15 protein-coding genes, 1 pseudogene and 1 riboswitch are annotated in these 20,832 nt (G+C 67.8%); of the genes and pseudogenes, 6 read left to right on the forward strand and 10 right to left on the reverse strand.

Features of this window, described 5'->3' with window-relative positions; translation table 11 throughout:
• Positions 1-4,260: an nSTAND1 domain-containing NTPase gene (locus OV287_RS11270; protein WP_267534023.1), complete on the forward strand. Its 4,260-nt coding sequence runs from the start codon at positions 1-3 to the stop codon at positions 4,258-4,260.
• 3 nt (positions 4,261-4,263) lie between these two features.
• On the opposite strand, the pseudogene OV287_RS11275 reads toward OV287_RS11270, so the two are convergent.
• The 3 genes and pseudogenes from OV287_RS11275 to OV287_RS11285 all read right to left on the reverse strand — a co-directional run.
• A pseudogene (locus OV287_RS11275) lies at positions 4,264-4,349 on the reverse strand (IS5/IS1182 family transposase); the annotation flags it as partial.
• A gap of 265 nt (positions 4,350-4,614) precedes the next feature.
• Positions 4,615-6,270 (reverse strand): hypothetical protein, encoded by a 1,656-nt coding sequence (locus OV287_RS11280; RefSeq protein WP_267534024.1) that lies wholly within the window; start codon positions 6,268-6,270, stop codon positions 4,615-4,617.
• On the reverse strand, positions 6,267-7,088 hold the full coding sequence (locus tag OV287_RS11285; RefSeq protein WP_267534025.1) for an ABC transporter ATP-binding protein: 822 nt from the start codon (positions 7,086-7,088) through the stop codon (positions 6,267-6,269). Before OV287_RS11285 ends, OV287_RS11280 begins: the two co-directional genes overlap by 4 nt.
• Positions 7,089-7,193: 105 nt before the next feature.
• Here OV287_RS11285 and purU point away from each other — a divergent pair, with 105 nt between their 5' ends.
• Positions 7,194-8,069, forward strand: coding sequence for a formyltetrahydrofolate deformylase (gene purU / locus OV287_RS11290; protein ID WP_267534026.1), 876 nt, complete (start codon positions 7,194-7,196; stop codon positions 8,067-8,069).
• Between the two features lie 24 nt (positions 8,070-8,093).
• Here the strand turns inward: purU and OV287_RS11295 are convergent, their stop codons facing one another.
• The 3 genes from OV287_RS11295 to OV287_RS11305 form a co-directional block, all read right to left on the reverse strand.
• Positions 8,094-8,471 carry a response regulator gene (locus OV287_RS11295; RefSeq protein ID WP_267534027.1) on the reverse strand — a complete coding sequence of 126 codons (378 nt, stop codon included), beginning with the start codon at positions 8,469-8,471 and terminating at the stop codon, positions 8,094-8,096.
• A 96-nt stretch (positions 8,472-8,567) separates the two neighbouring features.
• Positions 8,568-9,512, reverse strand: coding sequence for an amidohydrolase family protein (locus tag OV287_RS11300; RefSeq protein WP_267534028.1), 945 nt, complete (start codon positions 9,510-9,512; stop codon positions 8,568-8,570).
• A gap of 13 nt (positions 9,513-9,525) precedes the next feature.
• Positions 9,526-9,759, reverse strand: a complete 234-nt coding sequence (locus OV287_RS11305; protein ID WP_267534029.1) for a hypothetical protein — start codon at positions 9,757-9,759, stop codon at positions 9,526-9,528.
• A gap of 376 nt (positions 9,760-10,135) precedes the next feature.
• On the opposite strand from OV287_RS11305, the gene OV287_RS11310 reads away from it, so the two are divergent.
• Positions 10,136-10,402 (forward strand): hypothetical protein, encoded by a 267-nt coding sequence (locus OV287_RS11310; RefSeq protein WP_267534030.1) that lies wholly within the window; start codon positions 10,136-10,138, stop codon positions 10,400-10,402.
• Here OV287_RS11310 and OV287_RS11315 read toward each other — a convergent pair.
• Both OV287_RS11315 and ggt read right to left on the reverse strand, forming a co-directional pair.
• Positions 10,399-11,181 (reverse strand): TatD family hydrolase, encoded by a 783-nt coding sequence (locus tag OV287_RS11315; protein WP_267534031.1) that lies wholly within the window; start codon positions 11,179-11,181, stop codon positions 10,399-10,401. The genes OV287_RS11310 and OV287_RS11315 overlap by 4 nt on opposite strands.
• 21 nt (positions 11,182-11,202) lie before the next feature.
• Complete coding sequence (ggt, locus tag OV287_RS11320; RefSeq protein WP_267534032.1) at positions 11,203-12,972, reverse strand: gamma-glutamyltransferase; 1,770 nt, start codon at positions 12,970-12,972, stop codon at positions 11,203-11,205.
• Positions 12,973-13,113: 141 nt separating this feature from the next.
• On the opposite strand from ggt, the gene OV287_RS11325 reads away from it, so the two are divergent.
• The 3 genes from OV287_RS11325 (at position 13,114) to glmS (ending at position 16,777) form a co-directional block, all read left to right on the forward strand.
• Complete coding sequence (locus tag OV287_RS11325; RefSeq protein ID WP_267534033.1) at positions 13,114-13,362, forward strand: hypothetical protein; 249 nt, start codon at positions 13,114-13,116, stop codon at positions 13,360-13,362.
• 34 nt (positions 13,363-13,396) lie between these two features.
• Positions 13,397-14,833, forward strand: coding sequence for a bifunctional UDP-N-acetylglucosamine diphosphorylase/glucosamine-1-phosphate N-acetyltransferase GlmU (gene glmU / locus OV287_RS11330; RefSeq protein ID WP_267534034.1), 1,437 nt, complete (start codon positions 13,397-13,399; stop codon positions 14,831-14,833).
• A gap of 108 nt (positions 14,834-14,941) precedes the next feature.
• Entirely contained in the window at positions 14,942-16,777 is a 1,836-nt protein-coding gene (gene glmS / locus OV287_RS11335) for a glutamine--fructose-6-phosphate transaminase (isomerizing) (RefSeq protein ID WP_267534035.1), read from the forward strand.
• Positions 16,778-16,871: 94 nt separating this feature from the next.
• Here the strand turns inward: glmS and OV287_RS11340 are convergent, their stop codons facing one another.
• Both OV287_RS11340 and OV287_RS11345 read right to left on the reverse strand, forming a co-directional pair.
• A complete protein-coding gene (locus OV287_RS11340) occupies positions 16,872-17,888 on the reverse strand; it encodes a ribonucleotide-diphosphate reductase subunit beta (RefSeq protein WP_267542326.1) in 1,017 nt (338 codons plus the stop codon).
• An 89-nt stretch (positions 17,889-17,977) separates the two neighbouring features.
• Positions 17,978-20,401 carry a ribonucleoside-diphosphate reductase subunit alpha gene (locus tag OV287_RS11345; RefSeq protein WP_267534036.1) on the reverse strand — a complete coding sequence of 808 codons (2,424 nt, stop codon included), beginning with the start codon at positions 20,399-20,401 and terminating at the stop codon, positions 17,978-17,980.
• A 222-nt stretch (positions 20,402-20,623) separates the two neighbouring features.
• A riboswitch (cobalamin riboswitch) is annotated at positions 20,624-20,829 on the reverse strand.
• Positions 20,830-20,832 lie beyond the last annotated feature (3 nt).

Here is a 20,832-nt window from a genome sequence, read left to right on the forward strand (position 1 = left end):
ATGAGCAACAGCGTTGCCGACCCGGGAGGGCGAAGCTTCGATGTGTTCCTGTCCCACAACAGCCGGGACAAGAGCGCCGTCGAACTCTTGGCCCATCGCCTGAAGGAAGAAGCGAGGCTCCAGCCCTTCCTGGACAAGTGGCACCTGGTGCCGGGCGAGAGCTGGCAAGCCGAGCTGGAGAAGGCCCTGGGGGAGAGCGAGTCGGTGGCCGTCTTCTTCGGCGCCTCCGGCGTCAGCCCCTGGCATCATGCGGAGCTGCGACTGGCCCTCTCCCGCGCGGTGAGTTCGCGCGACGAGTGCCGCGTCATCCCCATCCTCCTGCCCGGCGCCAATCCCGAGGACCTTGAGGGTTTCATCTCCCAACGCACCTGGGTGGACTTCCGCTCGGGGCTGGATGATGCCGACGCCTTCAAGCGCTTGGTGGCCGGCATCAAGGGGCTGGCCCCCGCGAGCGATACCTACCGGCTCCCGGACGAGCCGGCTCCCTATCGAGGCCTGCTGCCCTTCGACAAGGCTCATGCCCGCTTCTTCTTCGGCCGTGACTCCGAAATCCAGACGGTGCTCGACAAGCTGAAGCAGCACCCCTTCGTGGCCGTGGTGGGGGCCTCGGGCGTGGGCAAGTCCTCTCTCGTGCGTGGCGGGGTCCTCCCGCGCCTGGAGGACCCCGCGGCCGGGCTCGGCCCTCGTCCGTACATCAAGACGATGACTCCCGGGGACAGGCCCCTGCGGGCCCTTGCGGACCAGCTCGCCACGTTGGTGCCCCCCGCCGACCGGCTGCGCACCGCCGAGGACCTTGCCTGGCGCCTCGCCTCCCGGCCGGAGGCCCTCTGCGACGCGGTGCGAACCCTTACGGCCGGGCAGCCGGGCATCTTCGTGCTGGTGGTAGACCAGCTCGAGGAGCTCTTCACCCTGGCCACCGGGGAGGGGGCCTCGAAGGAAGTGGCGGCCTTCGTCTCCAATCTGCGAGACGCCGTCGAGCAGGGACGCGGCTCCCTCAAGGTCATCGTCACCCTGCGCGCGGACTTCTTCGAGCGCTGCCTGAACATGCCCGCGCTCCGGGAGCTGATGCAGGAACATCAGGTGCTGCTGGGCTGCCTGGGCCCTGATGCCCTACGTGATGCCATCGTTCGCCCGGCCCAGGCAGTGGGGGCCTTCCTGGAGAAGGGGCTGGTGGGCACCATCCTCAAGGATGTGTCCCAGGAGCCGGGCACCCTGCCCCTACTGGAGCATGCCCTCTACGAACTGTGGCGGGCACGCAGAGGCGCTTGGCTGACGTTGTCCGCCTACGAGGCCAGCGGCGGGGTGGCGGGAGCGCTCCAGCGGCGCGCGCAGGCCTGCTACGAGGCCTTGAATCCCGAGGAGCGGGACCTGGCCCGCCAGCTCTTCCTGAGACTCACCTCTCAGGGCGAGGGCACTCCCGATACACGGCGGCGTATGGCACGCGCCGAGCTGGCCGGTGTCTCTGCCGAGCAGGTGGAGCACGTCCTGGGAGTGCTGTCGGGACCGGAAACACGGCTCCTGGTCGCCGACGGGGACACGGTGGAAGTGGCGCACGAGGCGCTTATCCACGAGTGGCCCACGCTGCGCCAATGGCTGGACGAGGGCCGGCAGGAATGGCGGGTCCTCCGGCGGTTGACCGAGGCGGCCAACGAGTGGGACAAGCAGAAGCGGGACTCCAGCTACCTGTACACCGGCTCGCGGCTGCTGGAGGCCGAGGAGCGCTTCGCGAAGAATCCCGGGCCGTTGAACCAGCGCGAGCGCGACTTCCTGCGAGCCAGCCTGGAGCATCGAGACGCGGAGCGGCGCGAGAAGGAGGCACGCAAGCAGCAGGAGTTCGAGCGCGCACAGCAACTGGCCAGGGAGGCCGAGGCACGACGAAGGGCCGAGGCGGAACGAGCGCGCACGGAAGCTTTGTCCGCGCGACGCCTGAAGGTGCTGGTCCTGATGCTGGCCGTGGCTGGACTTGGTATTTTCGTGCTCTGGCAACAAGCCCAGCAGGAGCGGAAGCAAGCTCAGCAGGAGAGAGATAACGCCCGCTCACGAGAACTGACAACGAAGTCACTGATGGAACTCAGGGACGATCCGCGGAAGAGTCGCCTCGACATCGAGGAAGCCTGGCGCATCGCTCCAAATGAGGACATCGCAAAGGCTTTGTCCGCTTGGAGCAAGGAGCCAGGTCTGATGGTCTTGCGCGAGCATCGCGGCTCCGTGTTGGCAGCGGCCTTCAGCCCCGATGGCTCTCGCATCCTCACCGCCAACGAAGACTCCACGGCGCGCGTCTGGGACGCCTTCTCCGGAAAGCTTCTCCACACCCTCTCCGGTCATTCCGATGCCGTAGTGGCAGCGGCCTTCAGCCCTGACGGCTCTCGCATCCTCACCGCCAGCGGGGACAAGACGGCGCGCGTCTGGGGCGCCGTCTCCGGAAAGCTTCTCCACACCCTCTCCGGTCACGCCGACGCCGTGGTGGCAGCGGCTTTCAGCCCTGACGGCTCTCGCATCCTCACCGCCAGCGGGGACGACGCCACGGCGCGCGTCTGGGACGCCGCCTCCGGCACGCTCCTTCACACCCTCTTCAGTCGCTCCATCTTTGTGAAGGCAGCAACCTTCAGCCCCGACGGCTCTCGCATCGTCACCGCCAATCAAGACTCCACGGCGCGCGTCTGGGACGCCTCCTCCGGCAAGCTCCTCCACACCCTCTCCGGACACATCGGCGCTGTGAAGGCAGCAACCTTCAGCCCCGACGGCTCTCGCATCCTCACCGCCAGCTCGGACAAGACCGCGCGCGTCTGGGGCGCCGTCTCCGGAAAGCTTCTCCACACCCTCTCCGGTCATTCCGATGCAGTAGTGGCAGTGGCCTTCAGCCCTGACGGCTCTCGCATCCTCACCGCCAGCTCGGACAAGACGGCGCGCGTCTGGGACGCCGTCTCAGGCACGCTCCTCCACACCCTATCCGGTCACTCCGATGCCGTAGTGGCAGCGGCCTTCAGCCCCGATGGCTCTCGCATCCTCACCGCCAACCAAGACTCCACGGCGCGTGTTTGGGACGCCGTCTCAGGCACGCTCCTCCACACCCTCTCCGGTCACGTCGGCGCTGTGACGGCAGCGGCCTTCAGCCCCGATGGCGCTCGCGTCCTCACCGCCAGTACGGACAAGACTGCGCGCGTTTGGGATGTGGATTCTGACAAAGCCGCCACATGCCTCTTTGGTCACTCCGGTGTTGGGATGGCAGCGACCTTCAGTCCCGACGGCTCTCGCATCCTCATCGCCAGCTCGGACAGGACGGCGCGCGTCTGGGACTCCGTCTCAGGCACGCTCCTCCACACCCTCTCCGATCACTCCGCCACCGTGGTGGCAGCGACCTTCAGTCCCGACGGCTCTCGCATCCTCACCGCCAGCTTGGACAGCACGGCGCGCGTCTGGGACGCCGCCTCCGGCAAGCGCCTCCACTTCCTCTTCGCTGACGCCCCCTTGATGGCAGCGGCCTTCAGCCCCGACGGCTCTCGCATCCTCACTGTCGGCGAGGACAGCACGACGCGCGTCTGGAACGCCGCCTCCGGCAAGCTCCTCCACATCCTCTCTGGTCACTCCCTCTATGTGTGGGCAGCGACCTTCAGTCCCGACGGCTCTCGCATCCTCACCGCCAGCTTGGACTCCACGGCGCGCGTCTGGGACGCCGCCTCCGGAAAGCTCCGCTACAGCCTCTTCGCTGACGCCTCCTTACGCGCAGCAGCCTTCAGCCCCGACGGCTCTCGCATCCTCACCGCCAGTACGGACAAGACTGCGCGCGTCTGGGACGCCGCCTCCGGCAAGCTCCTCCAAACCCTCTCTGGTCATTCCGATGCAGTAGTGGTGGCGGCCTTCAGCCCCGACGGCTCTCGCATCCTCACCGCCAGCTCGGACAAGACGGCGCGCGTCTGGGACGCCGCCTCCGGCAAGCTCCTCCACACCCTCTCCGGTCATTCCGATGCAGTAGTGGCAGCGGCCTTCAGCCCCGACGGCTCTCGCATCCTCACCGCCAGCTCGGACAAGACGGCGCGCGTCTGGGACGCCGTCTCAGGCACGCTCCTTCACACCCTCTCCGGTCACGTCGGCGCTGTGAAGGCGGCGGCCTTCAGCCCCGACGGCTCTCGCATCCTCACCACCAGCCGGGACAACACGGCGCGCGTTTGGTCATGCTGGAACTGGTCACCGATTGAGACGCAGATCGAGCTGGCCTCCCAACTAGAGGCGGGGCGACAGCCGGTCTGCACCACCAAGTAGTCCTAACCACGCCAGCGTCCGCTCCACGACCCAGCGGTACTTGCCGAGCCGCTGGCTCGACTCGATGCCCTCCGGGCAATACGGGGGGTGCTGCCGCACTGGCGCGATGGGCTCAGTCCAACCCGTTTCATCTTCCCGCCCCCCGGCGCTTGGTGGCTCTGGTTGAGCGGCACTTCAGGGCTGCTTCACCGAAAGAGGCCCTGCACGAGGCTGTTCGCAAGAATCTGGAGATGATCCGGCAGGAAATAGAGCCTGTATCTGCACGGGATTCATCTGGAACCCGTTCCGCTGATTCTCGCGCAATGCGCACTCGCAAGAGTTGACCTGGACCGCGGCGTCGAGGGTCCGGATAGGTCACTCCCGCGTCACCGCGCGCAACACAATCTCCCTCCGCTGACCGAGCAGCCGCAGGGCCAGGGGGAGCAGCGCGCGGTACATGATGACGTTGACCACGGCGCACAGGGCGATCATCGCCAGTGTCTGCCCATTGGGCCCGCTCTTTCCGGCGAATCGCAGGGCCCAGATGAAGGGGGCGCACCCCACGCTCGCGGCGACGATGCCGAGCATGGAGGCGGTGAGGGGCAGCTTGTCCCGGCGCTTGAGGCTCGCGTGGAACTTCACGGGGAAGTACAGGGACAGGAAGTTGCCGGCTGCGAGCAGCACAGGGATGACAGCCAGCACGGCCGCCATGGCGCACAGGAAGTCCAGCGCCGAGCCCCTGCCGAAGTACACCCGGTAGAACAGTCCCACCAGCAGGGCCATGCCTCCTGCCGCCGCGCCCTGCACCACGTTCTTTGCCCGCAGCACGTCTCCCAACTCCACGGGGGCCGCGATGAGCAGGGCCAGGCCGTGCCCGTCATAGGCGAACGTGTTCTGCGAGAACGTGGAGGCCATCACCACCGCGCCATAGATGCACAGGCCGCCCATCAACCAGGCATCCGCGCTCGCGCCCAGCAGGTACTCGAAGAGGGCCCGGCCTGAGGTCAGCTTCAGCAGGATGGCCAGCACGAAGGGCACGGACGCCAGCAGTCGGGCGCGCGGGTTGCGCCACAAATCCAACGCCTCGCGCACCAGCAGCGTGGTGGACACGGTGCGCGTGCGAGCGAATGGGTCGTTGTCTCCGGACTCCTTCACGGAAGGGCCGGCGCGGCCCACGTTGCGGTGGAAGCGCAGCAGCAGCGCGTAGGCGAGCCCCAATCCCATCAGGGCGAAGAACACCATGCCCACGCCATTGGCCAGGGCATTGCGCCGGTACCCATAGGTGAGCTCCAGCAGCGCGTCCCCGAAGAAGCCCGAGGGCACTCGCCCCAGGGCAATCGTCGCGTCGACGATGATGGCCATGTCCAGCTTGTCCACGCCCCCCTCGCCCACGGCGGTCAGCCACGAGGTGTCGATGGGCGGGATGAGGGAAGCGGCCACGAGGAACAGCACGAAGCCACCGCCGATGAGCTGGGCACTGTGCTTCTCGCGCAGCACGTTGAGCACGAGGTGCAGTCCTACTCGGCTCCAGGCGGCGTTGAGCAGCGCGAAGAGCACATAGAGGAGCACCGCGAACCATTGCAGGCGCAGCGGATGCACCGAGGCGAAGCCGAGCGCCGCTCCCGTCAGGGGCGCGTAGAAGACGAGCGCGCGAGGCTCGAAGAGGCTGGCCACCGTGGAGGCGATGAGCAGCCGGAAGGGCGAGATGGGGAAGGGGGCGTAGCGGCTGAGCTCCGAGTGGTCATCCACGCCCGCGCTCATCAGCGGCCACGTCACCCACACCGCCGAGGTGACGAAGCACAGCAGGTTGAGGATGAAGAAGGGCCAGATCTCGCTCTCGGCGATGGTCCGCAGGCGCATCAGCCCGTAGAACGTGACGCCCAGGCCCCAGGCGGGGGCGCTCGACAGGAGGAAGGCGGCCACGGCCATGAGCCGGCTCTTCCCCGGCCCTTGGTTGAGCCCGATGTCCAGGCGCAGGCCCCACAACAACCACAGGTGCCGGAAGAAGCCCGGCGTGGCGGCCCGGTTCACGCGGACCCCCGGCGCAGCTGCACCACCTCGGCGGGCGGCGCGTCTCCGTAGAAGGACAGCTTCGCGTTGCGCGCGGCCGGCACGGAGATGAGCTTCTCGAAGACGGCCTCCAGCGAGGGCGAGTCATAGCGCTCCCTCAACTGCTCCACCGTCCCCTGGTCCAGCATCCTCCCGCCGCGGATGACGCCCGCGTGCGTGGCCAGCCGATCGGCGATCTCCAGCACGTGCGTGGTGAGCAGCAGCGTCACGCCCCGCCGGCTCAGCTCGCGCAGCAGCTCGCGGATGACGCCCGCGGCCAGCACGTCGATGCCCTCGAAGGGCTCGTCCAGCAGCACCAGCTCCGGCGCGTGGATGAGCGCCGCGGCAATGGCCAGCCGCCGCCGCATGCCCTTGGAGTACTCGGCCACCAGCGCGCCCGCCTTGTACGTCAGCTCCGTCAGCTCGAGCAGCTCGGCCGCCCGTGCCGCCGCCTCGTCCCCGCTCAGCCCGTACATTCGCCCGCAGAAGGTGAGGTACTGCCTGCCGGTGAGCCGCTCGAAGAGGCTCAGCTCCTCGGGCACCACGCCAATGTGGCGCTTGACCTCCATCGGCCGGGCCACCGCGTCCACGCCCAGCAGGGAGATGCGGCCGGCGTCCGGCGCGTACACCCCGGTGAGCAGCGCGATGGTGGTGGACTTGCCCGCCCCGTTGGGGCCGAGGAAGGCGTAGAAGGAGCCTCGGGGGATGGTCAGCTCCATCCCGTTGAGTGCGGTGAATTCGCCGAAGCGCTTCACGAGCCCGTGGGCATCGACGGCCAGGTCAGTGGGGGGGGAGGACATGCGTGGGGCGGATCAGAGCCGACTCCGCCGCCCCCCGGCAATCCCCCTGATGCCCGAGGTCCGGCCCCCGGAGGGGCCGCCCTGGCGTGTAGGATCCACCCCCGTATGGACTCTCCCTCCCAGACGAACGTGGATCGCGCCCGGCTCCTCATCACCTGCGTGGATCGCCCCGGGGTGGTGGCGGCCGTGTCCCAGCTCCTCTACGAGCACGGCGCCAACGTGGTCGACTCGGACCAGCACACCGAGCCCGATGATCTCCGCTTCTTCATGCGGCTGGAGTTCGATCTCCCCGGGCTCCAGGAGCGGCTCGCCGCGCTGGAGGAGGCCTTCCTCCCGGTGGCCCAGCGCTTCGGGATGGAGTGGCGGCTCGCCCCCGCCGCGCGCGTCAAGCGCATGGCCGTCTTTGTCTCCAAGCAGGACCACTGCCTCCAGGAGCTGCTCTGGCTGTGGAAGAAGGGCGAGCTGGCCGCGCACATCCCCCTGGTGGTGAGCAACCATCCAGATGCGCGCGAGGTGGTGGCTCCCTTCGGCGTCCCGCTGCACCACATCCCCGTCACCGCGAGCACCAAGCCCCAGGCCGAGGCGGCCGCGCTCGAGCTCATGAAGGACCACCAGGTGGACCTCATCGTCCTCGCCCGCTACATGCAGATTGTGAGCGCGGACTTCATCGAGCGCTGCGGCCGGCCCATCATCAACATCCACCACAGCTTCCTACCGGCGTTCGTGGGGGCCAATCCGTACGCCGCGGCGCATGCTCGCGGGGTGAAGCTGATTGGAGCGACGGCGCACTACGTGACGGCCGAGCTGGACGCGGGGCCCATCATCGAGCAGGACGTGCATCGGGTGGGGCATCGAGATGCGGTGGCGGACCTGGTCCGCATCGGGCGCCGAGTGGAGCGCACCGTGCTGGCGCGCGCGGTTGCCTGGCACCTGGAGGACAGGGTGTTGCCACACGGGAACAAGACCGTCGTCTTCGCGTGAGCGGCGCGTTCCCGGGAGTGCTGCTCAGTGCACCATGGCCACCTCCGGGGGGCCGATGATGCGCTGCACCGTCATCCTCACCTTGTCCAGGTCCACCGGCTTGGAGATGTAGCCGGCGGCGCCGACCAGCTCCGCCTCCCACTCGAAGCCGTAGCCCGAGATGATGATGATCGGCAGCCCGCGCGCTCGCGGCATCTTCTTGAGCGCGTCCAGCAGGCCCCAGCCGCTCATCACTGGCATGCGCAGATCCAACAGCACGGCCTGGGGAATCTCTCCCTCCAGGGTGTCGAGGGCCTCTCGGCCGTTGGCGGCCTGTTCCGTGCGGTAGCCCATCTCCTCTAGGGCATCGCAGATGAGCGTGCGGTGGCTCGCGTCGTCGTCGACGACCAGGATGTAGGACATGGCGGGGCCTCGATGCGTATTCCGGCAGGGAAGGCAGATTCTATGGGGGGCAAGATGCGAACGCCCCCCCGGTTCCGGAAGGGGTGTGCCCGGTTTTCAACATCCCTCGAACAGCTGGAGGGCGTTCTGCCCCAGGATGCCCGCCTCCGCCTCGTCCCCGAGCTTCAGGGCCAACAACTGTTTGAGCTCGCGGTCCCAGGCGTAAGGCAGGTTGGGGAAGTCCGTGCCGTAGAGGATGCGCTCGGGGCGCACGTCCAGCAAGCGGCGAGGGACGGGAATGGGGAAGTAGCCGGCCACCGCCATGGTGGTGTCCAGCCAGAGGTTGTCGTGGCGCTCCAGCAGCCGCTCGTAGGCGTCGAACTCGTCCGCGCCCAGGTGGGGGATGCACAGCTTGAGGCCCGGGTGATCCTTCAGGACCCGCTCCACGCGCTCGGCCGAGCAGAGGGCGTGCACGTCGCACTTGTACTGGGGGCTGGCGGGCTCGCGGCCGGCGTGCATCACCAGCGGCCGCCCGGCCCGGGCACAGGCGGCATAAACTTCGTGCAGCGCGGGCGCGTCCGGGGCGAAGCACTGCACGTGGCAGTGCAGCTTCACGCCCTTGAGTCCCGATGCGAAGGCCTCGGCCAGGATGTCCGCCGCGCCCTCTTCGCCCGGCAGCACGGTGGCCAGCCCCAACACGCGCGGCTCGGCCCGAGCCACCTCGGCGATGTAGCTGTTGAGGAAGCGCGCCATGCCCGGCTTGTGCGCGTAGTGGAGCGCCACCACCCGGTGCACTCCTCGCGACAGCAGGAAGGACACCACCTGAGGGGTGTGCAGCTTGTAGCGGATGGGCCAGCCGTACTGGTCGAACCAGCGCCATACCGCCTCGAAGACGCCGTCCGGGAAGAGGTGGACGTGGGCATCCACCACGGGCGGCAGCCCCTCGGGCAGCCGGGGCCCCTCCTCATCATTCAAGGCCGGTAGGGGGAGTGTTGGGCCACCGGGCGCCAGCCAGCCAGATGCGGCACCCAGGCAGGCCGGGGAATCGTCGGGGTGGTGCATGCGGAGCGAAGCTCTACTCCTTCTTCCGCTCCACGTCCCCTTGCTGCTGGTTGTCCACGCGCCTCAGGTAGGCGTTGTTCGAGTAGCCAGCGCGCTCCAGCCGCTGGGTCTCGATGAGATCCGCGACCTTGGTACACACCTGGCTGAGCAGACGGAGCGACTCGGCCAACAGCTTCTCGGCCTGGTCCTGCGCGTCCGCGCGCTTGATGATGGTCCGGTCGCGGCGGAACAACTGGGTCAACTTCATTCCAACCAATGTAAGGGAACGCGTTCGCTCTTGCCACCGGACTCACGGGCAGCGCGCCGTCACCACCCCCGTGCGAGGTGTTCCGCCGGGTGGGGCGGGGCTGATCCACCCAGGTTGGGTGTGTTGGCCCGTTGACGCATCCGGACGACGCAGAGCATTGGAAATCAACAACTTAACAGCTCAGCAAATTTACACAGCGGACAGCGCTCGGCTGGGGGGGCGGGCTGTTTCGAGGGGAAGCGTCCGGTAAACGACCAATATCAGGGGCCTTTCACGAATTTTCAGCAGGGGGGGTGACGCGCGGAAAATTTGTGCTTACAGTGCGTCCATTCACTTCCCGACTTCCTGTCGAGGACGGTCGAAAGGGGGACTGCGCATGGCTTACGATGGCGAGCTTGTGAAGATGGCGAATGGCCGCTGGGCGCGGTTCCAGCGTTGCCAGGTGTACCGCCCGGGCGTCGAGGACGCGGGCGAGACGATGATGTTGATCGCTGTGGAGCTGGACGAGCGCTACCAGCTGTTGCTGGACGAAGTGGCGGACTCGCTGGCGCAGTACCGGCATCGGGGCATTCCGGTGCAGGCCAGGCTGGACGAGGCGCAGCGGCTGACGCTGCACCCGGAGGAGTCCAGCGCGCTTCACTAACGAGGCCGGTAGAAGCGCGCGGCGTTGTCATGAGCCACGCGCTTCACCACTCGTTCCGAGAGCTTCGCCTTGGTCAGCAGGTTGGCCACGCGTGCGAGCCCAAGGATGTCGCCGGCGCCATCGCCGGCGTCGGAGTTGAGCACCAGCCGCTCGCTGCCAAGCCGGCGCACCAGCGCCACGGCACGCTCGGCCTTGAGTGCTTCGGGGTGCAGCGTCAGCCCCGCCCAATGCCCACAGCCGAGGATGTTGCGCACGGTACGGCCGTTGGCGTGGTCCACCAGCACGCGGGAGGGCCGCACGCCGGAGTCCCTCAGCAGGGTGAGGATGCGCCGGGTATGGCGCTCCTTGTCGTGCACCGGGGTGTGCACCAGCACCTTGAGCTTGAGCTGGCGCGCGAGCGCGAGCTGCTCGAGGAAGGCCTCCTCCTCCTCGATGCCGCCTGAGTGCAGTCCCGTCTCGCCCAGGGCCACCACGCGTCCTCCGCGGAAGTAGTCGGGGAGGCTCGCGAGCACCTCGGACAGGCCGCGGCGGGGGATGCAGCGCGGGTGCACGCCCAGCGCCGCCCAGGCGCGGATGCCCAGGCGCTCCAGGCGAGGAAGCTGCCGGAGCATCAGGTCATCGAAGTGCTTGCGCAGGGCTTTTGGGGTGGGCTCGGGCAGGTGGTGGGCGACCACCAACGCCCGCTCCACCCCGAAGAAGCGCATGGACTCGAGGTCCTGGTCGCTGAGGGCCTCCGGGTGGAGGTGCGCGTCGAAGAGCTGGAGGAGCGAGGTGGCCACGGTCTTGTCCGGTCCTGTCCGTCAGTCCTGGCCGAGGGCGGCGCCCTCGTTGCGGGGATCGCTCGCCGCGTAGCGCAGGTTCGTCTTCGGGTCGCTGTAAACGGCCTCGGCGTCACCCCAGGCCTCCTGCCTGCGAATCTTGTGACCCTTGGCCTCCAATGCGGCCTGCGTGGCGGCCTCCAGGCCCCAGCGGTCCACCCACAGCTCATCCGGCAGGTACTGATGGTGAAGCCGGCCCTGTCCCACCGCGCGCACCACGTCCATCTTGTGGTCCACGAGGTTGGAGATGACCTGGATGACGGTGGTGGGGATGGTGGAGCCACCCGGGCTGCCCACCGCCAGCATCACCTTCTTGGGGTCCTCCTTGGAGAAGACGAGGGTAGGGGACATGGAGGACAGGGGGACCTTGCCCGGGGCGATGGCGTTGGCCTCGCCCGTCACCAGTCCGTAGGCGTTGGGCACGCCGGGCAGCGCGGCGAAGTCGTCCATCTCGTCATTGAGGAGGATGCCGGTGCCCTTGGCCACCAGGCACGAGCCGAAGGCGTAGTTCACCGTGGTGGTGAGGGCCACCGCGTTGCCGTTCTTGTCGATGATGGAGATGTGCGTGGTGTTCTTCTTCTCCGGCGCGCTGGAGGGGTCGTACCAGGTGCCGTCCGGCTTCTTCAGGGTGGAGCCGCTGGCGCCCTCCACGGGGGGCAGCAGCGACGCGCTGGGCGTGGCCTTCTTCGGGTCGATGCTGCCCGCGAGGTCCGCGATGTAGCCGGAGGAGGTGAGGCTCTCCATGGGAATCTTCACGAAGGCCGGGTCGCCCAGGTACTTCACCCGGTCCACGTACACGCGGCGCACCGCCTCGGTGTAGAGGTGGAGCGTCTCCGGCTCGCGGAACTCCAGGCCCTGGGGACGCAGCCGCTCCAGCGCACCGAGCACCTGCACCACCGCCAGTCCACCGGCACTCGGGGGCGGCATGGTGAGGATGCGGTGGCCGCGGTAGCTGCCTTCCAGCGGCGCATGGGCGCGCGTCTTGAAGTCCTTGAGGTCCTCGAGCGAGAGCACGCCGCCGCCTGCCTTCACCGTGTCCACCATCGCCTGCGCGATGGGGCCCGAGTAGAAGGGCTTGGGGCCGCTCTTCGCGAGCGTCTGGAGCGTGCGGGCCAGCTCCGGCTGACGCACGAGGTGGCCGATGGGCGGCACGTCCAGCTCGCCCTGCTCGTTCTTGGCGAGGAAGATGCGCGCGGCCTCGGGGTCCTGCCGCAGGCAGTCGCGCCGCAGGGTGGCGAGTGCCTGGTACTTGGGTGACACCCAGAAGCCGTTGCGCGCGGCTTCAATGGCGGGCTGCAGCACCACCGCGCGCGGCAGCTTGCCGTGCTTCTCCAGCAGCTCCAGGTAGCCGGCCACTGCACCGGGCACCGCCACACTGGTCGCACCGTCCGTGGACAGCCCTGGCACCACCTGTCCGTCCTTCAGGTACATGTCCCGCGTGGCTGCCTTGGGCGCCACCTCGCGGAAGTCCAGCACCTGCGTTCCACTTGTCTTCGCGTCGTGCACCAGCGCGAAGCCGCCGCCGCCAAGGCCCGAGTGGTACGGCCCCACCACTGCCAGCGTGAAGGCCGCCGCTACCGCCGCGTCCACCGCGTTGCCGCCCTTGTCCAGCATCCGCAGCGCGGCCTCGCTCGCCATCGGGTGCGCCGTGGCCACCGCTCCGCCTCGGTAGGGCCTCGCCGCCCACGCTGGCATCGCCACCACGAGCAGCGACAAGGCCACGCTCCACCACGTCTTCCGGTGTGCCCGCATCTTTACCGTCTCCACGTGCATGGCCCTCGTACAGGGCGTGCAGCAGGTGCTTCACAGGGTTCGGGTTCTGGAGTATCCCGGCGCGCGCCCGGACTCGCCACGAATCGTTTCATCATTGAGAAGTGTCCGGCTGACACCAGCATGCTCGGCCTGGAGTTTGACCGGGGCACAGGCGAGGGCATCCTGTGCATGACGCTCGGTCATGCCGGGGGACTCATGAACGCCAACCTGACGACAATGAAGCCGATGTCGACCTCACCAGATGCCACGGTGACAACGCTCTTCCTCCGACCGACGTTCGGTATCACCGTGCAGAGCAACACGCTGTCCGTCTCAGTGAGGGCGCGCCCGGAGGGCATCCGCGCGACGCGCCCCGCAGCTCGCGGTTGACGCGCCGCTTTCGCGTCCCTAGTAATCGCCGCTTATGACAGCTCCTTTGGCGGCGGTGGTGTTGTGCGCGGGCAAGGGCACGCGGATGAAGTCGGAGAAGGCCAAGGTCCTTCACCCCATCCTCGGCAAGCCCATCTGTGCCTATCCCCTCATGCGAGCGCTGGAACTGGGCGCCTCTCCCGTGGTGCCGGTGGTGGGTCACCAGGCCAGCGAGGTGGAGCGCTCCATCCGCTCGCATTTCCCCACGGCGCCCCTGCGCTTCGCGCTCCAGAAGGAGCAGCGGGGCACGGCGGACGCGGTGCGCTCAGCGGAAGAGTCCCTGAAGGACTTCAGCGGGCGCGTTCTCATTCTCTACGGTGACGTGCCGCTGGTGCGCCGCGAGACGCTCGAGGCACTGAGCGCCGCGCACCAGAAGAGCGGCGGCGTGCTGTCCCTGGTGTCCACCTCGCCGGCCGATCCCACCGGCTACGGCCGCGTCATCCGCGAGATGGGCAAGGTGGTGCGCATCGTCGAGCACAAGGACGCCACGCCCGAGCAGCGTCAGGTGCGTGAGTGCAACGCCGGCATCTACCTGGTGGAGTCCTCCTTCCTGTGGAAGGCGCTGGCCAACATTCGCAGCGCGAACGCGCAGGGCGAGTTCTATCTGACGGACCTGGTGGAGATGGCCGCGGCCCAGGGCCCGGTGGGCTCCATCGACGCCGAGTTCGGTGAGACGGCCGGCGTGAACGACCGGGTGGAGCTGGCGGCGCGCGGGAAGGAGCTCCAGGCGCGCCTCAACACCTGGCACATGCGCAACGGCGTCACCCTGGCGGACCCGGCCACCACGTACATCGAGGAGGGCGTGGTCATCGGGGCGGACACGGAGCTTGCCCCCATGGTGACGCTGTCGGGCGCCACGGTGGTTGGCCGCAACGTCACCATCGGACAGGGCAGCGTCCTGCACGCCTCCTCGGTGGCTGACGGGACGACCATCAAGCCGTACACCGTGCTGGAGGAGGCCCGGGTGGGCGAGCGCTGCATCCTCGGCCCGTTCTCCCGGCTGCGGCCCGGCACGGACCTCGCGGAAGAGGTGCACCTGGGCAACTTCGTGGAGACGAAGAAGGCCCGCCTCGGCCGCGGCTCCAAGGCCAACCACCTGGCCTACCTGGGCGACGCGAAGATTGGCTCCGGGGTCAACGTGGGCGCCGGCACCATCACCTGCAATTACGACGGGGTGAACAAGCACCTCACCGAGCTGGGCGATGGCGTCTTCATCGGCTCGGACACCCAGCTCGTGGCCCCTGTGAAAGTCGGGGATGGTGCGTATGTCGGCGCGGGCTCCACGGTGACGAAAGATGTGCCTCCTGGGAGCCTCGCTGTGTCACGCACGCCACAGGTCAACATGGAAGGCTGGGTGGAGAGGAAGAAGGCACGCATGGCCAAGTCCGCGGAAGCAGGCCCGTCCAAGTCGGGCAAGGCCTCCGGGGGCTAACGGGCCCGAGTTTTGCTTGTCATCAGGGCGACAGGTGTCGCCCGATGTGGGTGGAGATGCCCCCGGAATTTGCAATCCGGGGTTCGGGCGTGAGAGAGGACGGACAACATGTGCGGCATTGTTGGGTACGTTGGGGACAAGGAGTCGGCACCCATTCTGGTGTCTGGGCTGAAGAAGCTCGAGTACCGGGGGTATGACTCCGCGGGCGTGGCGGTGATGAACCGCAACGTCCTGAACGTGGTGCGGGCCACGGGCAAGCTGAAGAACCTGGAGACCCGCGTCCAGACAGACGTGCCGCAAGGCACCATCGGCATCGGCCACACGCGCTGGGCCACGCATGGGCGTCCCTCGGACGAGAACGCCCACCCGCACACCTATGGTGGCGTGGCGGTGGTGCACAACGGCATCATCGAGAACCACTTGGCCCTCAAGGAGGAGCTGCGCTCCAAGGGGCACCACTTCTCCTCCGAGACGGACTCCGAGGTCTTCGCCCACCTCATCTCCGATGAGCTCAAGAGCGGCCTGGATCTGCCCGCCGCGGTGCGCGCGGCCATCGCCCAGGTGAAGGGCACCTACGCCCTGGCGGTGGTGACCACCAGCGACCCGAACCGGATCGTCTGCACCAAGGACTCCTCTCCCATGGTGCTGGGTCTGGGCCAGGGTCAGAACTTCGTGGCCAGCGATGTGCCGGCGCTGCTCGAGCACACGCGCGACTTCGTCTACATGGAGGAGGGTGACCTGGCTGTCATCACCGCCTCGAACGTGGACATCTACGGCCGCACCGGCCAGAAGGTGAACCGGCCCACCCGCCGCATCGACTGGACGCCGATGATGGCGGAGAAGGGCGGCCACAAGCACTTCATGCACAAGGAGATCATGGAGCAGCCTCGCGCCGTGGCGGACACGCTGCGTGGCCGCATGCTCCTCTCCGAGGGCGACGTGCACTTCGAGGGCTGGAACCTGAGCCCGGAGAAGGTGCGGGCGCTCACCAAGATCACCATCCTGGCGTGCGGCACCTCGTGGCACTCGGGCATTGCTGGCAAGGCGATGATCGAGTCCCTGGCGCGCCTGCCGGTGGAGGTGGAGCTGGCCAGTGAGTTCCGCTACCGCGATCCCATCGTGGAGCCCTCGCACCTGGCCATCGCCATCAGCCAGTCGGGCGAGACGGCGGACACGCTGGCGGCCTTCAAGGAGGCCAAGGCGCGTGGCGCCACGGCGCTCGCTCTGTGCAACGTCATCGGCAGCGCCATGACGCGTGAGGCGGACATCACCATCCTCACCAACGCGGGCCCTGAGATTGGCGTGGCCTCCACCAAGGCCTTCACCACGCAGCTGGTGGGTCTCTACCTGCTGGCGGTGAAGCTCGGGCGCATGCGCGGCACGCTCACCGTCAAGGCGGCGCAGGAGCACCTGACGGCGCTGACCGAGATTCCGAAGATGATCGAGGACGTGCTCAAGTGCGAGGCCTCGGTCAAGCGCGTGGCGCGTGAGTTCATGAACGCGCAGGACTTCCTCTTCCTCGGCCGCGGCCCCATGCATCCGGTGGCGCTCGAGGGCGCGCTCAAGCTCAAGGAGATCTCCTACATCCACGCCGAGGGCTACGCCGGCGGCGAGATGAAGCACGGTCCTATCGCGCTCATCGACGAGAAGATGCCGGTGGTGGTCATCGCGCCCAAGCAGCCGCACGTGGCCTACGAGAAGATCATCGGCAACATCGAGGAGGTGCGGGCGCGCGGTGGCAAGGTCATCGCGATCATCGACGAGGATGACGCGCACGTGGCCTCGCTCGCGGACCACGTCATCCGCATCCCCGCCGCCAGCGCGCTGCTCGCGCCGGTGGTGGCCACGATTCCCCTGCAGCTCCTCGCCTACCACGTGGCGGATCTGCGCGGGAACGACGTGGATCAGCCGCGCAACCTCGCCAAGAGCGTGACGGTGGAGTAGTCCGCCGCGCTCCCGGGGGCCTGCTTCCGGCCCTCTCCCACGCCCGGGGAGGCCTCTTCGCGAGGTCCCCGGGCGTTTTCATTTCAGAGTGCTGTCAGAAGGCCGCGTCGAAGGTGACCTCTCCCACGACACCGACCTGGTACGCCGAGACGCGGCGCTCGAAGAAGTTCGCCAGCTCCTGCACGTCCTGCAGGTCCATGAAGCCGAACGGGTTCTTCGCGCCGTAGCGCTTCGGCAGGTCCAGCATCACCAGCCGCTGATCGGCGACGAACTCCAGGTACTGCCTCATCTCGTGCACCGAGAGCCCGGCGACCCCCAGCCCCAGGATGTCCTCGGCGAACTGGAGCTCGCACGCCACCGCCTCCTCCAGCATGGTGACGACCTCTCGCTCCATCTCCGCGTCGAAGAGGCCGGGCTCCTCGCGGCGTACGGTCTTCACCACATCGAAGGCGAAGGCCATGTGCGCGCTCTCGTCGCGGAAGACCCAGTTCGTCCCGGCCGCCAGTCCGTGCAGCAGCCCCCGCGAGCGCAGGAAGTACACGTAGGCGAAGGCCGCGAAGAAGAAGAGCCCCTCGATGCAGGCCGCGAAGCAGATGAGGTTCAGGAGGAACTTGCGCCGCTGCTCCCGTGTCTCCAGCCGCTCGAGCTCACCGATGGAGTCCATCCACTTGAAGCAGAACTCCGCCTTCTTGCGGATGCTCGGGATGGTGTCGATCGCCGCGAAGGCCGTGGCCCGCTCGGCTGGGTCCGGCACGTACGTGTCGAGCAGCGTGAGGTAGAACTGCACATGCAGTGCCTCCTCGTAGAGCTGCCGGGACAGGTACATGCGCGCCTCGGGCGCGTTCACGTGCTTGTAGAGGTTCAGCACGAGGTTGTTCGCCACGATGGAGTCGCCCGTCGCGAAGAAGGCCACGAGGCGCTGGATGAGGTGACGGTCCGCTGCCGTCATCTTCGAGCGCAGGTCCCCCACGTCCGTCGAGAAGTCCACCTCCTCCACCGTCCAGGTGTTCTTGATGGCGTTGCGGTACATCTCGAAGAACACCGGGTACTGCATCGGCCGGAGCGTGAGGTTCAGGCCCGGATCGAGCAGGCGCGCTCCCGTCTTGGGCATCGCGTGCGAGGCCTTGTTGGGCGCTGCCTTGGAGGTCTCGTGCACCGGCGGGAGGTTCATCGGGGTCCAGCTCTCGTTCATGGGGGCACTCACTGGCAGGCCTCGCAGGCTTCGGGGTTCTCGAGAGAGCAGGCAACGGCCTCCGTGTCGGTGGGCTTCGGCTCCGCCCGGAGGACCTCGTGGCCGTTCGGCTTGACGTCCGTGTTGCCGCGGGCCGCGTCCACCGTGGCCTTCGCGATGCGCGTGGCTGGCCGCGAGCGCAGGTAGTAGGTCGTCTTCAGCCCCTTCTTCCACGCGTACATGTACATGGAGCTGAGCTGGCCGATGTTCGGCGACTCCATGAACAGGTTGAGCGACTGGCTCTGGTCGATGAAGGCACCCCGGTCCGCCGCCATGTCGATGAGCGAGCGCATGGGCAGCTCCCACGCCGTGCGGTAGATGGCCCGCACGTCAGCGGGAATCTCCTCGAGCGACTGGATGGAGCCCTCGGCGAGCTTGATGCGGGCCCGCATGTCCTCGTTCCAGCGCCCGAGCGTCTTCAGCTCCTCGACGAGGTAGCGGTTGACCTGGAGGAAGTCTCCCGAGAGCGTCTCGCGCTTGAAGAGGTTGGACACCTGCGGCTCGATGCACTCGTAGCAGCCCGCGATGGACGCGATGGTCGCCGTCGGCGCAATGGCGATCAGCAGCGAGTTGCGCAGGCCCACCTGCCGGACCCGGGTACGCAGCGTGTCCCAGCGCGCCGTGTCCTCGGGGACGACGTTCCACGCGTCGAACTGGAGCTCACCGCGTGCGGCCCGCGTCTCGGGGAAGGACGGGTGAGCACCGCGCTCGGCCGCCAGCTCCGCCGAGGTGGAGAGGGTGTGGAAGTAGATCTCCTCGGAGATCTTCCGCGAGATGGCCCGGGCCTCGGCGCTGTCGAAGGGCAGGCGCATCTGGAAGAACACGTCCTGCAGGCCCATGATGCCCAGGCCGATCGGGCGCCAGCGGAGGTTCGAGTCCTTCGCCGTGGAGATGGGGTAGTAGTTCAGGTCGATCACCCGATCCAACTGCCGCACCGCCGTCCGCACCGTCTGCGCGAGCTTGCCCCAGTCGAAGGACACCCGGCCGCTCTCGTCCACCGACGTGTGCCGCGAGAGGTTGATGGAGCCGAGGTTGCAGACGGCCGTCTCGTCCCGCGACGTCACCTCGAGAATCTCCGTGCAGAGATTCGACAGGTGGACGACCCGGCCCGGCAGCGCTGTCTGGTTGCAGGCCCGGTTCGACTTGTCCTTGAACGTCATCCAGCCGTTCCCGGTCTGAGCCAGCGTCCGCATCATGCGCGCGTACAGCTCCCGCGCCTTCATCGTCTTGAGCGCCAGGCCCTGCTGCTCCGCCCTCTCGTAGGCGCGCTCGAACTCCTCGCCATAGAGGTCCGTGAGGTGCGGCACCGTCTTCGGGTCGAAGAGGGACCAGAACCCGTCCGCCTCCACGCGCCTCATGAAGAGGTCCGGAATCCAGTTCGCGAGGTTCAGGTTGTGCGTGCGCCGCGCCTCGTCGCCGGTGTTGTCGCGCAGCTCCAGGAACTCCTCCAGGTCCGCGTGCCACGTCTCCAGGTACACGCAGCAGGCGCCCTTGCGCTTCCCGCCCTGGTTCACCGCCGCCACCGAAGCATCCAGCGTCTTCAGCCACGGGACGATGCCGTTGCTGTGCCCGTTCGTGCTCCCGATGAGCGAGCCGCGCGAGCGGACCCGGTGGTACGCGAGGCCAATGCCTCCCGAGAACTTCGAGAGCAGCGCGACGTCGGTGTAGCGCTGGTAGATGCTCTCCAGCTCGTCCCCGGGCGAGTCGAGCAGGAAGCAGGACGAGAGCTGCTCGTGGCACGTGCCGGAGTTGAAGAGGGTGGGGGAGCTCGGCACGTACTCGAGCATCGAGAAGAGTCGGTAGAGCTCGAGCGCCTCGGGCACCGTCTCTCCCAGCGCCACCGCGATGCGCATGAAGAAGTGCTGGGGCGTCTCGAGCACCTCGCGCGTCTTCGGGTGCTTGAGCAGGTAGCGGTCATAGACCGTCCGCAGCCCGAAGTACTCGAAGAGCCGGTTGCGCGAGGGCTCAATCGTGTCGTTCAGCTTGCGCGCATGTGTCGAGACCATCCGAGCCACGCGCTCGTTCACGAGGCCAACCCGGTGGGCAGCGGCGATCGACTGCGAGAAGGAGTGGATCTCCTGCCCGGAGACCTCCTTGTCGATGTACGTCGCGAGCAGCCGTGCCGCGAGCCTGGCGTACTCGGGCTCCTCCAGCGTCAGCGAGGCCGCGGTCTGAATGGAGAGCTGGTCGAGCTCCTGCGTCGAGGCACCGTCATAGAGTCCGGCGATCGTCTTCGTCGCCACGCGGATGGCATCGACCTGGCGCAGCCCGTCGCAACAGCGGCTGATTGCCCGGACGATCTTGTTCAGGTCCGCGCCTTCAAGCTCCCCGCTGCGCTTGCGCACCCTCATGGTGGTGGGCGGCGTGGACGTGGTGTGGGTTCCGTTCAGCATGCTCCTCCTCCTCCGTTCGCGACCACGTGGAACCGCGGAGGAAAAGGTCTGCCTGTGTCGCGAGCGCGACATGCGATGACTCGCCAGGCCGACCCTCGCCCCCTCGGGCGACTGGAGCACCACAGGAGGAGAGGGGACGGGCCGAGCGTCCACGGGGAACCCGTGACGCACGGAACCTCCCGCCTCCCCACGAGGCGTCCAGGTCGATCCGCCCCGGATTTCTCCCAGAGGCAGGTGCTGGCAGGTCTTCGGGCTCGCGAGCCCCCGGCTCATCGCCGGCTCCTACTACCGTCCCCTTCCCAGCCTCTCGGCCAGTGTGTGTGGACGGGTTCGTTCTCGCTTACCGCTGCGGGGCAGCTCCGGATTCAAACCGGATTCCCTTTCAAGCCCGAGCCGAGACTCGGGCACCAGCGACGCGCGCCACCGTAAGG

Origin of the sequence: Archangium lansingense (assembly GCF_026626635.1) — a bacterium.
Taxonomy (GTDB): Bacteria; Myxococcota; Myxococcia; order Myxococcales; family Myxococcaceae; genus Archangium; species Archangium lansingense.